This window comes from Frankia tisae (genome assembly GCF_025403405.1).
GTDB classification, from domain to species: Bacteria; Actinomycetota; Actinomycetes; order Frankiales; family Frankiaceae; genus Frankia; species Frankia tisai.
This window is the reverse complement of record NZ_JANEZT010000155.1, coordinates 1-14,592: the sequence shown is the minus strand read 5'-3', so window position 1 is coordinate 14,592 and position 14,592 is coordinate 1. Positions and strand designations below refer to the sequence as shown.

At 74.1% G+C, this 14,592-nt stretch carries 8 protein-coding genes; 6 read left to right on the top strand and 2 right to left on the bottom strand.

Translation table 11 applies throughout. The features are described from left to right. The 3 genes from NBZ85_RS16125 to NBZ85_RS16115 all read left to right on the top strand — a co-directional run. The coding region (locus NBZ85_RS16125; RefSeq protein ID WP_261562153.1) for a phosphotransferase family protein at positions 1–1,081 on the top strand (1,081 nt) is incomplete at its 5' end. A gap of 16 nt (positions 1,082–1,097) precedes the next feature. Continuing rightward, positions 1,098–2,279, top strand: coding sequence for an acyl-CoA dehydrogenase family protein (locus NBZ85_RS32690; protein ID WP_261559862.1), 1,182 nt, complete (start codon positions 1,098–1,100; stop codon positions 2,277–2,279). 122 nt (positions 2,280–2,401) lie between these two features. Continuing rightward, positions 2,402–3,904 carry a glycoside hydrolase family 27 protein gene (locus NBZ85_RS16115; protein ID WP_261559861.1) on the top strand — a complete coding sequence of 501 codons (1,503 nt, stop codon included), beginning with the start codon at positions 2,402–2,404 and terminating at the stop codon, positions 3,902–3,904. Positions 3,905–3,920: 16 nt separating this feature from the next. Here NBZ85_RS16115 and NBZ85_RS16110 read toward each other — a convergent pair whose 3' ends face one another. Beyond that, positions 3,921–4,271, bottom strand: coding sequence for a hypothetical protein (locus tag NBZ85_RS16110; RefSeq protein WP_261559860.1), 351 nt, complete (start codon positions 4,269–4,271; stop codon positions 3,921–3,923). 252 nt (positions 4,272–4,523) lie between these two features. On the opposite strand from NBZ85_RS16110, the gene hrpB reads away from it, so the two are divergent. Beyond that, positions 4,524–7,142: an ATP-dependent helicase HrpB gene (gene hrpB, locus NBZ85_RS16105; RefSeq protein ID WP_261562152.1), complete on the top strand. Its 2,619-nt coding sequence runs from the start codon at positions 4,524–4,526 to the stop codon at positions 7,140–7,142. A 301-nt stretch (positions 7,143–7,443) separates the two neighbouring features. Further along, positions 7,444–12,696, top strand: a complete 5,253-nt coding sequence (locus NBZ85_RS16100; protein ID WP_261562151.1) for a diguanylate cyclase — start codon at positions 7,444–7,446, stop codon at positions 12,694–12,696. A gap of 85 nt (positions 12,697–12,781) precedes the next feature. On the opposite strand, the gene NBZ85_RS16095 is transcribed toward NBZ85_RS16100, so the two are convergent. After that, complete coding sequence (locus tag NBZ85_RS16095) at positions 12,782–13,801, bottom strand: LLM class flavin-dependent oxidoreductase (protein ID WP_261559401.1); 1,020 nt, start codon at positions 13,799–13,801, stop codon at positions 12,782–12,784. 265 nt (positions 13,802–14,066) lie between these two features. On the opposite strand from NBZ85_RS16095, the gene NBZ85_RS16090 reads away from it, so the two are divergent. Further along, entirely contained in the window at positions 14,067–14,504 is a 438-nt protein-coding gene (locus NBZ85_RS16090; RefSeq protein ID WP_261559400.1) for a nitroreductase/quinone reductase family protein, read from the top strand. Positions 14,505–14,592: the final 88 nt, after the last annotated feature.

Genomic DNA, 14,592 nt, shown 5'->3' with positions numbered 1-14,592 from the left:
CTCACCCGCGGACCCCGTCGCGCTCGTCGACGAGGCGGCGTTGGGCGCCTTCTTGTCGGAGGTGGTACCGCCGTACCGCGAGTTGTCGGTGAGCCTGCTCGCCGGCGGCGCGTCCAACCTCACCTACCTGGTCCGCCTTGACGACCGGCCGTACGTCCTGCGTCGCCGGCCGATGGGGCACGTGGCGCCGCGGGCGCACGACATGCACCGGGAGTTCACCATCCTCGCCGGGCTGCACGGCAGCGGGATACCGGTCCCCCGCGTGCACGGGTTCCACGGCGGCGACGACGTCGCAGGCGCCCCCTGCTACCTGATGGACTTCGCCGCCGGGGCGGTCATCCACGGCCCGTCCGATGCCGGCCAGCTCGACGCCGACCAGGCCGACCAGTGCTGCGCCCGCCTGGTCGAGACGCTGGCCGCGCTGCACGCGGTCGACTGGCGGGCGCTGGCGGTCGAGGGGTTCACCGACCGTTCGGCCGGCCGCCCGGGCGGATTCGTCGGCCGCCGCATCGACAGCTGGCTGCGTCAGTGGCGCTCCGTCGAGCACCGTGATCTGCCGCAGGTCGAGGAGCTGGGAACGCTGCTGCTGCGGGACGTGCCGACCCAGGCCCGCTCGACGCTGGTCCACGGCGACTACCGGCTCGGCAACGTCGTGCTCGACCTCACCGGCCAGGTGCGCATCCAGGCGCTGCTGGACTGGGAGCTGTCGACGGTCGGCGACCCGCTGACGGACCTGGCGCACCTGCTCGTGTACTGGGAACCGAGCCGCGGGCGGGTCACCCATCCCGCGCAGCTGATCGCCCGCCGCCCCGGGTTCGCCGACGGCGCGGCGCTGACGGCCCGGTACGCCGCGCTCACCGGGGCCGACGTGACGAACCTGCGCTACTACCTGGCGTTCGAGCACTGGCGGGCGGCAGTCATCAAGGACGCGATGTACCTGCGGCAGCGACGCTACGGCGGTGAGGCGGGCGCGGGCGCCGGCGCCGTCGGCGAGGCGGTCCTGCTCCATCTCGACGAGGCGCGCGACCTGCTGGGCGACGTCCCCGCTCCAGGGCGCACCCGCGGTGGCTCCACTCGATGATCAGGAGGCATGCCCGGTGGACGAGACGTTCGTGAAGCTACGCCGGCAGGTCAGGGAGTTCGTCGACGACGAGGTCATCCCGGCCGAGCCCGTCCTGGACCGGGGCGACGCCACGGCCACCGCCCGGCTGGGGGAACTGCGCGCCGAGGCCAAGCGCCGCGGGCTGTGGGCGCTGGGGCACCCGACGGAGATCGGCGGCGGCGGGCTGTCGTTCCTGCAGACCGCGCACCTCAACGAGATCATCGGACGGTCGTTCTACGGGCAGAAGGCACTGGGCACCTGGTCGATGCAGGACTCGCTCATGCTGCACGAACAGGGCACCCCCGAGCAGCGGCAACGCTGGCTGGCTCCACTGGTGGCGGGGGAGATCCGCTCGTCCGTCGGGCTGACCGAGCCCGAGGTCGCCGGGTCGGACCCGACGCTGATCGCCTCCACCGCGGTGCTCGACGGCGACGAGTGGGTCGTCAACGCGCACAAGTGGTTCACCACCGGGGCGAACATCGCCGCGTTCACGACGGTCTTCGCGGTGACCGAGCCCGAGGCCGCGCCGCACCGGCGGGTCTCGGCCATCATCGTCCCGACCGACACCCCCGGCTACGAGGTCGTCCGTTCCGTGCCGACGCTGGGCACCGAGCACTCGATCATGGGTGATCACTGCGAGATCCGGCTGACCGACGTGCGGGTGCCTGCCGCCAATCTGCTCGGGGCGCGCGGCGACGGGTTCGTCATCGGGCAGAAGCGCCTCGGCCCGGGGCGGATCTTCCATGCCATGCGCTGGCTCGGCCAGATGGAGCGGGCGTTCGACCTGATGGTGGCGCGGGCCAACGAGCGCTTCGCCCACGGGTCGAAGCTGATCGACAAGGGCGAGATCCGCCGCCACATCGCCGAGTCCGCGGCCGACATCTTCTACCACCGCGCGGCGGTCATCGCCGCGGCGCAGGCCGTCGACTCCGGTTCCCGGGCCCGAGTGGAGATCGGCCTGGTCAAGGTCCGCGGTGCCCACCTGCTGCACGACGTGATCGACCGCGCCATCCAGGTCCACGGCGCCCTCGGCGTCACCGCCGACACCCCGCTCGACGCGATGTACCGGCGGGCCCGCTACGCCAGGATCTACGACGGCCCGGACGAGGTGCACCGCGACACCGTCGCCCGTCTCCTCGGCCGCGACCCGAACCGAGTCCCGTGGGCCGTGGACTGACGGCGGCCACCTGACGGCGGCAAACTGACGGCGGCAAACTGACGGCGGCAAACTGACGGCGGCAACCGGGCCGTCGGCGTGGGGCGGGCTGGAACGCACATCCGACCGGCAGGATGGTAGCCGTGACCGTTGCGGGTCCTCGGTCGCACGCCGCGGACGAGCCCCCCGCCGAGGGGGCCTTTCGCCGGGAACGTGGAGCGGCGCGCGGGGGGTGGCCGAGCCCGGTCCGCCGCCGCGCGGCGCGTGCCACCGCGGCCCTCAGCCTGCTGGTCGGATGCCTGCTGCTGGTGGGCCTGGGCGGCGACGGCGGCGGCGTTCCGCTCGTCGCCGGCTCGGCGGCGAACCGGCAGGTCTCCGCGGACCTCGCCCGCACCCCGCCGATGGGCTGGAACAGCTGGAACGCCCTCGGCGGCGAGGTGCGCGACGGCGACATCCGGGCCGCCGCCGACGCCCTGGTCAGCTCGGGGATGCGCACCGCCGGCTACCGGTATGTGATCGTCGATGACGGGTGGATGGCGCCGACCCGCGGCAGCGACGGGCGCCTGGTCGCCGATCCCGAGCGTTTCCCCGCCGGCATCGCCGCCCTCGCCGCCTACGTGCACGCCCGCGGGCTGAAGTTCGGCCTCTACGCCTCCCCCGGCCGCACCACCTGCCAGGGGCTGCCCGGCAGCTTCGGCCACGAGACCACCGACGCCGCCACCTTCGCCGCGTGGGGGGTCGACTATCTCAAGTACGACGCCTGCGGCTACCCGGGCCTGCGCCCGGGCGGCACCGACGCCCGCAGGTGGCTGATCGCCGGTTTCGCCCGGATGCGCGCCGCGCTCGACGCCACCGGCCGGCCCGTCGTGTTCAGCATCAACCCGTCCTCGGACGGCGATCCCGCGGCCGTGCGGGCGTGGACCTGGGCGCCGCGGGTCGCCCACCTGTGGCGGGTCACCAACGACCACGCCCCCTGCTGGGCGACCACCGAGCCGATGGACGGCTACCCGGGCGTCTGCACGACGGACAACCTCGACGCCGCCCGCGCCTGGGAGCCCGACGGCGGCCCTGGGCGCTGGAACGACCTGGACATGCTGGCGATCGGCCTGACCCCGGCCGCGGCCAATCCCGTGGTGCGCCAGCTGGCCGGCCTGGCCACCGGGACCCCGGCGGCCTCCCTCGACGACACCGAGGCCCGCGCCGAGATGAGCATCTGGTCGATGCTGGCCTCCCCGCTGCTCGCCGGCAACGATCTCACCAGGATGACCGCGACGACGGCCGCGATCCTCACGAACCCGGCCGTGCTCGCCATCGACCAGGACCCGCTGGGCGCCGCGCCGGTCCCGGTGCCCCGCGGCGACGGCCTCGCGCTGTGGACCCGGCCGCTGGCCGACGGTGACACGGCCGTGCTGGCCGTCAACCGCGGCGACTCCCCCCGCGCGGCGACCCTCACCGGGGCCGAGCTGGCCCTGCCGGCCACCGCCACCGCCACCGCCGGCTACCGTGCCACCGACCTGTGGACGGGCACGAGCACCACCATCGCCGACGGCGCGCTGCCAGTGGCCCTCGCGCCGCACGCCGCCGCCCTGTTCCGCCTTGCCCCCGCCGGCCGCGATGTCCGCCGGGTTCCGCAGGCGCAGGACTGACCGCCCGGGCGGCGGCTCAGACCGGCCAGCGGGCGCCGGGCTCCCAGACCGACATGACGACGCTGGACATGTCCAGGGTGTCGCTCAGCGGCAGACGCCCGTCGCCCACCCGGGTCAGGAACTCCCCGAACACCTTCGCCGGATCGTCGTCGAGCTCGTAGACCGCCAGGTGCCGTTGTGGCAGGCGACCGTCACCGGGCTCGACGTCGGCGGGCGGGATGTCCGGCCGGACCTGGTAACGCTGGGCGGCGACGACGCCGGGAACCTCGCAGACGTCCCGGATGTGCACCTCGTCGTACCACTTGTTGTACTCGTCGTCCCGCCCGTCGACGGGATTGCTCAGGACCAGGAACAGCGCGTGGGCCACGTCTGGTTTCCCTCCTCGGCGAGAACCGGCCGTCCCAGGACGCCACCGGTGTCCGACGACCGGGACACTAGCGACCACTCGCCCCACCGTCCATGATTTTCTGGCAGATGACTGCCAGAAAATGGCGTCGCGGACGCTGCCCGCTCCGCATCCTCCGGCCTGCGCCGCACCTCCTGGCACTCGCCGCGTCTCCCGGCACGCTCGGCGACTCCCGGCACATTCGGCGTCGCCGCGCCCGAGGAGACTGGGCGCATGCTGCCCGATCGCGCGGTCATCGGGGCGGACCTGCCCGTGCGGCACGTCCTGCCCGCGCTCACCGCCGCCCTGACCGGCGCCGGCCGGTCCGACCCGGGCGGGGTCGCGGTGCTGGTGGCACCGCCCGGCACGGGCAAGACGACGCTGGTCCCCCTCGCGCTCGCCGACGAGGTCACCGGCCGGGTCGTGGTCGCCCAGCCGCGGCGGATCGCGGTACGGGCGGCGGCCCGGCGGATGGCCTGGCTCGTCGGCGGTGAGGTCGGCGACGCCGTCGGTTACACGATCCGCGGGGAACGCCGGGTCGGGCCGTCCACCCGGGTCGAGGTGGTCACGACGGGGGTCCTCGTCCGGCGGCTGCAACGCGACCCGGAGCTTCCCGGGACCGGTGCGGTGATCCTCGACGAGTGCCACGAGCGCCACCTCGACGCCGACCTGGCGCTCGCGTTCCTGCTCGACGTCCGCGCGGCGCTGCGGCCCGACCTGCTGCTGCTCGCGACCTCGGCGACCGCCGACACCCCGCGGCTGGCCGGCGTGCTCGGCGCACCGGGGCTGCCCGCCCCCGTCGTCGGCGCCGACGCCGCCCTGTTCGACGTCGAGGTGGTCTGGGCTCCCCCGCCGGGACCGATCACGCCCGCGCACGGCCTGCGGGTCGACCCGCGGCTGCTCGACCACGTCGCCGCGACCGTCGGGCGCGCCCTGCGTGAGACCTCCGGGGACGTGCTCGTCTTCCTGCCCGGCGCCGGCGAGATCGCCGCGGTCGCCGGCCGGCTCGCAGGCCACCGCGACACCGTCGACGTGCTCACCCTGCACGGCCGCCAGTCCGGCGGGACACAGGACGCGGCCCTGCGCCCCGGGCCACGGCGCCGGGTCGTGCTGGCGACCGCGGTGGCGGAGAGCAGCCTCACGGTGCCCGGGGTCCGGGTCGTCGTCGACGCCGGACTGGCACGATCACCGCGCATGGATCATGCCCGGGGACTGGGATCCCTGGCGACCGTGCGGGTGTCCCGGTCGTCGGCGGGGCAGCGCGCCGGGCGGGCCGGGCGGGAGGCTGCGGGCCGGGTCTACCGCTGCTGGTCCGCGGCCGAGCATGACCGGCTGCCCGCACAGGCCGAACCGGAGATCGCCGTCGCCGACCTGACTGGCTTCGCCCTGGACCTCGCCGTCTGGGGCCATCCCGGCGGCGTCGGCCTCGAGCTGCTCAGCGACCCGCCGACGGGCGCGATGGACGCCGCCGGGGCGTCCCTGCGGGCGCTCGGCGCGCTCGACGACACCGGTCGGGTGACGCGGCGAGGACGCTCGATCGCCGCCGTCGGGGTCCACCCCCGGCTCGCCAGCGCCCTGCTCGACGGCGCTCCTGTCGTCGGCGTGCGGCGCGCGGCCGAGATCGTGGCGATCCTGTCGGGCGACGGTCCCGCGGGCGGCGGCGGGCCGGGTTCGGGGTCCGACGATCTCCTCGCCGCCTGGCGCCGCCTGCGCAGCGACGCCGACCGGGCCGCCTCCGCCCGCTGGCGCGACGAGGCCCGGCGGTTGCGCTCGGTCGCCGAACCCGCCGGACCCGCCGGCGGCGAACCGTCCGGCGGCGACATCACCGACGACCATGCGGCAGGGCGCAGACCGCTCGGTGGCGGTGTCGCCGACGACCTTGCGGCCGGGCTCGTGGTCGGGCTCGCCTTTCCCGAACGGCTCGCCCGGGCCCGAGTCCCGGGCGGTACGACGTACCTGATGGCCGGGGGGACGGCCGCGGAGCTGACCGCCGGCTCGGCGCTCACCGGCGCGGGCTGGCTGGCGGTCGCGGTCGCGGACCGTGGGGCCGGGCGCACGTCGGCGCGGGTGCGCCTGGCCGTCGCCCTCGACGCGGCGACCGCGCGGGAGGCGGGTGGCGTCCTCCTGGGCACCGTCGACGAGGTCGCCTGGTCCGGTGGTGACGTCGTCGCCCGCCGGGTGGAGCGCCTCGGCGCGATCGTCCTCGCCGAACGCCCGCTGGCCAGGCCCGATCCGGCCCTGCTCGAAGCCGCGGTGCTCGACGGCCTGCGCCGCGAGGGGCTGGCGGCGCTGCGCTGGACCCGCGACGCGGTGGGGCTGCGGGAACGGCTCGCGTTCTGCCACCGGATCCTCGGCGACCCCTGGCCGGACGTCGACGACGCCGCCCTGCTGGGGTCCGCGCCCGACTGGCTGGGACCTGATCTCGCCGGTGTGCGCCGCCGCGCGGACCTCGAACGCCTCGACGCCGGGCACGCGCTACGCCGTCTGCTGCCCTGGCCGCAGGCCGCCCGGCTGGACGCGCTGGCGCCGGAGCGGCTGGAGGTGCCGAGCGGGTCGCGGGTGCGCCTCGACTACAGCGGCCCCGACGGCCCCGTCCTCGCGGTGAAGGTCGCCGAGGTGTTCGGCTGGGAGCGGGTCCCGGCCGTCGCGGACGGCCGCGCCCCCGTCGTCCTGCACCTGCTCTCCCCGGCGGGGCGTCCGGTGGCAGTGACGAGCGACCTGGCGTCGTTCTGGCGCACCGGCTACCCGCAGGTCCGCGCGGAGCTGCGGGGACGCTACCCACGCCACCCCTGGCCGGACGACCCCACCACCGCTCCCCCCACCCGCCGCGTCACCCCCCGCACCCGTAGCTAGATCAGCGAGTCCGACCCCGGACGGGGCCGGACAGGGCCGGAAGTCGACGTCGGGCCCGATGCGCGCCCGGATCGTCTCCGCGCATCGGGTACAAAACGCACAGTAACCGTCATACACGGAGTGGACGCACCTGCCCACGCTGTGCGGCGGTCTCGGTCCAGGCTCCGGAGGACGAGGCGAATCCCCGCAGCGGCGGGTTCGACATGCGATCACCCGCATATCGCGAGACAGTTACCAAGCACAGGGCAAGTGGGTACGGAAAGTAACAGGGTCGGCGTAGGTGCAGGCGAGGTGACGCTGTGTGGTTCAGGTTGGGATACCTGGCGTCCTGATCCGGGAGGAGCTGGGGCGCGGCGCCTACTCCGTCGTGTACCGGGCGGAGCGGGAGGGCCGGAACTATGCGGTGAAGGTGCCGCTTCGGGCGGTGGCGCGCGACGAGGCGGTCGGGCGCGCGTTCGCCCGCGAGGCCACGATCCTGGCCTGCATCAACCATGCGAACATAGCTCGGGTCCGGGCCGCCGGGCACACGGCGGATCACCCCTTCCTGATCATGGATCTGGTCGAGGGAGACTCGCTGAAGTCGCGGATCGCCGCGGGGCCGCTCGGGGTCGCCGAGACCACCCGGGTGGCGCTGGATGTGGCTTCGGCGCTGTCCGAGGCGCACCGGCGCGGCCTGGTTCACCAGGACGTCAAACCCGCCAACATCATGGTCGGACCGGACGGGAAGGCCACGCTGCTCGACTTCGGCCTGATGACCCGGGCCGGCGGCCGACTGACCGACCGGGCCGTCGGCACCGTTCTCTTCGGCGCCCCGGAGCAGACCGGCATGCTGCGGCGGCCCGTCGAGCCACGCTCCGACCTCTACGCCCTCGGTGCGGTGATCTACACCTGCCTGGCCGGCTCGCCGCCGTTCCAGGCCGGCGACATCGCCGAACTGCTACGCCTGCACGCGGTCGCGACGCCCCGTCCGCTGACGCAGGTACGCGCGGATGTCCCGGCGGAACTGGCCGCGGTCGTGAGTCGGCTGCTGGCCAAGGATCCGGACGACCGGTACCAGTCCGCACTGGACGTCGTCGCCGCGCTGACGCCGCTCGTGCCGGACGTGGCCGTTCCCGCGCACCCGACGCACGAGCGGGCCGCAGCGCCCGACGTGGACACGCCGGTCCGGACGCGGCACATCGGCCGCCGCAGCGAACGCGCCCTGCTGCGACAGGCGTGGACGCGCTGTCTCGCCGGGGAACGCGGCGTCGTGACGGTCATCGGGGAAGCCGGCGCCGGCAAGACCCTCCTCATCCAGGATCTGCTCGCCTCGCACGGCGACGTGGACGGACCGGTCATCCTGCGCGGGCGGTGCGCCGCGAGCACCTCCGCTCCCCTGGTCCTGCTACACGATCTGATCGACGGGTACCTGCGCAGCCTGGCGGCCGTGCCCGAACCACGACGGCGGGACCTGGTCGCACGCATGGTGTCGGCCGCGGGTTCCGACGCGGCGCTGCTCGCCCGCGTGCACCCGCTGCTCGCCCGCACGCTGGGCGTCGACCGCGCGGCCGGCGAACCGGAGGCCGGCGAACCGCGCTTCCGTTCGGCCGCCGTCGGTTTCCTCAGCCGGCTCGCGATCCGCTCCCATGGAATGGTCCTCTGGGTCGACGACGCCCACTGGCTGGGTCCGGCCGACCGGCGCATCCTCGAGGACCTCACGGCCGCGACCGATCCCGCGCCACTGCTGCTGCTCACCTCGACCCGGGATCCGGCGCTGCGGGTGGCGGCCGGATCCGCCACGGCCTGGGACATCATGCTCGGGCCGCTGCACGAGCACGAGGTCGCGGAGGTGATCCGCGACTACCTGGGCGAGATCACCGACCATGCCTTCGCCCGGGATGTCGCCGTCCGGTCGTCCGGGAACCCGCTGGCCGTGGCGGAGTACGTGCATGCGGTGATCGACGCCGGGCTCGTCCAGCCCGACTGGGGCCGCTTCACGCTCGACCGGACCGGCCTGGACTCCCTGCCGCTGCCCGAGGAGGTCCTCGACCTGATCCGCCATCGGGTGCACGCGCTGAGCCCCACCGCCGCGTCCGTCCTCGAGGTCGCCGCCGTGATCGGGCGCAGCTTCGACCTCGCGTTGCTGACCGCCGCGAGCGGCCGGACCGGCGCCACGATCTCGATGGCGACCGCCGAGGCACAGGCGCATCAACTCGCCGCCCGCGGCCGGGACGGGACCTGGTCCTTCGTGCACGACTGCGTCCACGAGGCGCTGCTGTCGACCATGAGGCCGCAGGAGCGGACGGCCGCGCACCGACGCGTCGTCGACGTCCTCGACGCCGCCGACGCGGGGGGTGACGGCCACCCGTACGAACTCGCCCGGCATGCCATCGCCGGGCAGATCGCACCGGAGCGCCGCTTCCGGCTTACCGCGGCCGCCGCGGCAGCGGCGCTCGCCACCCCGGCGCCCTACGAGGCCGTGGCCCTCTACCGGGCCGCGCAGACGGCCGCGGACGAAGCGGGCTTCGAACCCGACGCCGAATTCGAGGAGGGTTTCGCCCTCGCGTCCGCGCGCACGCTCGCGCCCGCCGACGCCCGGACTCATTTCACCCGCGCGCTTCGTTCGCAGCCCGACCCGCGGCGCCGCGCCCGCGCCCTGCTGGAACTGGCCGGGGTCGAGTTCGCCGAGTTCCGCACGGCCGCGGCGCTGGAGTACGTCCACCGAGGCCTCGCCGAGATCGGCCGCGCGATACCGGCCGGTCCCGCGGCGATGGCCGCCGTCAGCATGGGCCGATGGGCGGCGGGAATGACGTGTCGATGGCCGTGGGCGGGGTTCGGCGGCGCCCGCGGCGAACGCCGGGAGCTGCACGAGATCCGCTGCCGCCTGTATGAGATCGGCATCCTGAGCGAATGGATCTCCGGGCGGATCGGGCCGATGCTGGCCTTCATGATGTCGGCCGTCCGCCCCACCCAGCGGCTGGGTTCGGGCGAGGAGTACCTGCGCTGCCACGGCTGCTTCGTCCTCGTCGCGGCGGACTTCCGCAGTGCCCGGGTGGTGGAGCGCGGGGTGAGGCGGCTGCGGGATCTCGTGGCGGACTGCGAGGATCCGGTGCTGCGGGCGGAGGCGTTCCTGTACACGTCGGCGGCGCTGGTGTTCCTCGGCCGCAACGTCGCGGGTGAGCGGGACTCCGAGGACACGTTCCGGCGCGCTCACCGGTGGATCGAGACCTTCTTCTTCACCAGCAGCTACTCGATCCTCGTGCGGAGCCTCGCGCTGCGCGGGCACGACCGCGAGGCGTGGGACAGTTGCGAGATCAGGCCGCACGGTGACCGTGTGCAGGCGGACCTCGCCATCCTGCGGGCAAGACTAGCCCGCACTCTGCGTTACCCTCCGGTTTCCCATCCCGGGCTCGACGCGCTCGACGCCGAACCCGAGGCGGAGCGACTACGCCGCTATCTGATCTGTAGCGACATCGCCGAGCTCGAGATCGAGGACGACGAGTTCGGTCCGACCTTCGACGCCGCGGTCGAGGCCGGCGACGCCGTCGTCCTTCCGTCCTGGCGAGTGCCCGGGTTCTTCCGGAAATTCTGGATCACCAAGGCGCGCGGCCGGTTGGAGCAGGCGCGAGCCACCCCACCCGGGCCGGTTCGCACCCAGCGTCACCGAGCGGCGCGGCGCGCGCTGCGCGAGGCCCGTTCGGCGGCGACCTACCCGCCGTTCGCCGCCGACCTGCGGGTACTGCGAGCCATCGACCGCCAGCTCGCCGGCGACCACGCCGGCGCACTCGACCTTTTGGACACGGCGGAACGGGCCGCCCGCACACTCGACCTGCCCCGTGTCCGCTTCGACGTCCTGCTGGAACGCGCCCGCTGCCTGCGAGCCCTCGACGAGCCCGATCGCGCCGCCACCGAAGCGGAGCTGGCGGCGCAGGTGGCCGCCAAATACGGCTGGATCGGCCGGGAACACAAGGTGCACCGCGAGTTCGAGCTGACCGAACGCAGACCGTCGCTCGCGGAGGCAAGCGGCGCGGCGTCCCCGGCAACCGCCTCCCGGGACCGGCGCCGTCTCGACGCGGTGCTTCAGGTGAGCGCGGCGGCCGGACGGGAGACGACGCCGGAATCCGTCGCCACCGTGGCCCTCGACGAGATCATCTCCATTCTCGGGGCGGACCGGGCGCTGCTGCTGCTGCCTGACCCGGCCGACCGCGAACGCGACGCGGGGCGGCTACGGCTCTACGCGCAGCGTCACGCCGAACAGACCGATGACCTCGGACCGGACGAGGGAGCGCGCGGCATCGCCACGACCGTCGTGGAACGCGTCCAGGCCGAGCAGCGGCCGCTGGTGGTCACGGGCACGGACGAGGGTGCCGCGCTCGGTTCGGAGAGCGCCGTCCAGTTCGGGCTGCGCAGCATCCTCGCCGCGCCGGTTCCGTTCGACGGCGGCCGCAGCGGCGTCATCTACGTGGACAGCCGGGTCGCCAAGGGACTGTTCGACTCCGAGGACGCCCGGATCCTGATCACGCTGGCCAAGCAGGTGGGACTGTCGTTGAACATGGCCGAGGCGGCCCGCCTGCAGGCGGTCGTCGCGGCGGAACGCCGGGCGCGGGACCTGGCCGAGACGATGCGCAACGTCACGCTGCAGGCGACGTCGACCCTGAACACCCAGGAGATCCTCAGGCGGGTGCTGGCAGCGGCCAGGCACGTCCTGCCGTTCGACGTCGCCTGGGTGCTGACCCGGGTGTCCGGAACCGTCCGGATCCGCTCGATGCACGGCGAGGTGGCGGACGGGGTCGTCGGTACCGAACTGCGCCTCGCGGCCGACGACCCCGTCACGCGTGCCTTCGACCGCCTCGAGGTCGTCGCCGACGACGGCACCATCGAGCTGCCAGGCGGCGGGCAGGCGGCCCGCAGCTGGCTGGCCGCGCCCGTCCCGCTGCGGGAAGGCATCGAGATGGTGGTCGTGCTCGCCTCCCGGACACCCGGCTGCTACGGGGAGACCCGGGTCCAGATCGCGCAGACCGTGATCGACCAGGTGGTCGTCGGCTATCAGAACGCGTGGCTGTTCGAGAAGGTGCAGCGCCTCGCGGCCACCGACCAGCTCACCGGTCTGGCCAGCCGGCGACAGTTTTTCGAGCAGGCGGAGCATGCGTTCGTCGCCGATGCCGCCGCGAGCAGGCCGGTGAGCGCGGCGATGATCGACATCGACCATTTCAAGCAGGTCAACGACGCCCATGGACACTGCGTCGGCGACGAGGTCCTGACGGAGGTCGCCCGACGTATCCGGCTGGCGTTCCGCGACGAGGACCTCGTCGGTCGGGTCGGCGGGGAGGAGTTCGCCGTGCTGGTATCCGGGCCGGTGACCATCGCCGCGGCCCTCGGGCGCAGCCTGCGCGACGCGCTCGCGCAGGACCCGGTCGACACCTCGGTCGGGCGTCTCGACATCCGGCTGAGCGTCGGCGTCACCCCGCGGTCGCCCGCCGACACGAGCCTGCGCGACCTGCTGGCCCGCGCCGACAACGCGCTGTACACGGCCAAGCGCGGCGGGCGCGACCGGGTCGCCATCCAGGTTCAGTGACCGGTCTCGGAGCACTCCGAGGTCAGCGGGAGCCGCCCGGCCCGGACCGGGCGGCCGGCGAGAGCCCCCCGGTTCCGGCGCCGGCTCACGCCACCTGGCGCCAGGCGTCGGCGAGGGCGGCGAAGCTGTCCCGGCGGCGGTCCCGGTCGAGGTTCGGCGTGACGACGACGATCTCGTCGACCTGGGCTTCCTGCCTGAGCTCCAGCAGCCGACCGGCAACGGACTTCGGCTCGCCGGTCACCATCCGACTGTCGTCGCGGCGGGTCGCGCGGAACTGCGGCGAGCGGGCGAACGCGCGGACGTCCTCCGGCCGCAGCGGCTCGCGGATCCCGCGGGTGATGTTCTGGATCATCAGGGCCCAGGCGGCCTCGAAGTCGCCGATCGCCTCGTCGTCGTCGCTGGCGAAGGCCAGCACGGACATCGCCGAATACGGCGTCGCACCGTCGGTGCGCGGGGTGAAATCGCGCCGGTAGGCCCGCAGCGCCTCGACGGCGAGGTCCGGGCTCATGTGGTGCGCGAACACCGCGCTCAGGCCGTTGACGGCGGCGAAGCGCGGGCCGTAGGGGCTCGACCCCAGCACGAACAGCTCGGGCCGCTCCTCGACCAGCGGCGCGGCCACGAGCTGCGCGTAGGGATGGCCGGCGGGGAAGCCGTCACCGAGGAACGCCAGCAACTCGCCGACCTGCCCCGGGAACTCGGCGCCCGCGTCGGCGGACACGCCCCGGCGCAGCACGTGCGCCGTCAGCGGGTCGGTCCCCGGCGCCCGACCGAGCGCGAGGTCGATCCGCCCCGGGTACATCGCCAGCAGGGTCCGGAACGTCTCGGCGACCTTGAACGGCGCATGGTTGGGCAGCATGATCCCGGCCGCGCCGACCCGGATCCGCGACGTGTGCGCGCCGACGTGGGCGGTCAGCAGCTCCGGGGCACTGCAGGCCAGGCTGGTCATGTTGTGATGCTCGGAGACCCAGTACCGCCGATAGCCGGCCGCCTCGACGGCCTGGGCGATGCTCACCGCGCCGGCGATCGCGGCACTCGGGCTCTCGCCATGCTCGATCCCGACGAAGTCGAGAACCGCCAGGGGAAGGACGTCGTCAGCAACACTCACCTCCAGGTCAATCCCCCGCTGCCCGGCCGCATTCCCCGGCGGCCACCTGCGTGCCGTCGCCGGCGGCATCCGGTGTGACCGGCTGAAGGGTCAGACTGCCGTCCGGCCGCGGGCCGGACTGCAGGCGCCGGCGGGAGGAAGGTCCCGCGGAGTCGGGCCCGGCTCGTCCCGTATTCAGCATGTCCGGTCGAGCAGCCAAGCGCCCGGCCGGGCGTCGAATCAGCCCGATCGCCGGGTCACCAGCCGGGAAGAGAAAGCGGAAGCGATGAGCAAGAAGACCTTCACCGCCCAGGACATCGAGGACTACATCACCGAGTACCGGGCCACCGGCGGCAAGCCGACCGGCAGGTTCTCCGGGCCCACGAGGCTGCTGTTGCACAGCGGCCACGATGCCGACGGCAAGCCGCACATCGTGCCGCTGAGCTACTTCGCCGACGCCGACGCCGACCGTTGCGTCGTGCTGGCCATCAACGACGGCCTCGACGAGGATCCGCGGTGGCTGCGGCACCTGCGCGCACATCCGGAGGTCACCGCCGAGATCGGCAGCGACACCGTCCGGCTGACGGCCACCGAGATTCACGGCGCGGAGCGGGACGCGATCTACGCACGCCATGCCGAGACCTTCCCGGTCCTGCTGACGTTCCAGTCGGCGACGACCCGGGTCATCCCGGTCGTCGCACTCGCTCCGACCGGCAGTGCCTGACCCGTTCCACGGCCTGACCCGCCGGGCCGAGCGTGTGGCCGCGTCCCCACCGCACGCTCGGCCGGCAACCAGTGTCGCTGCCCCGCCC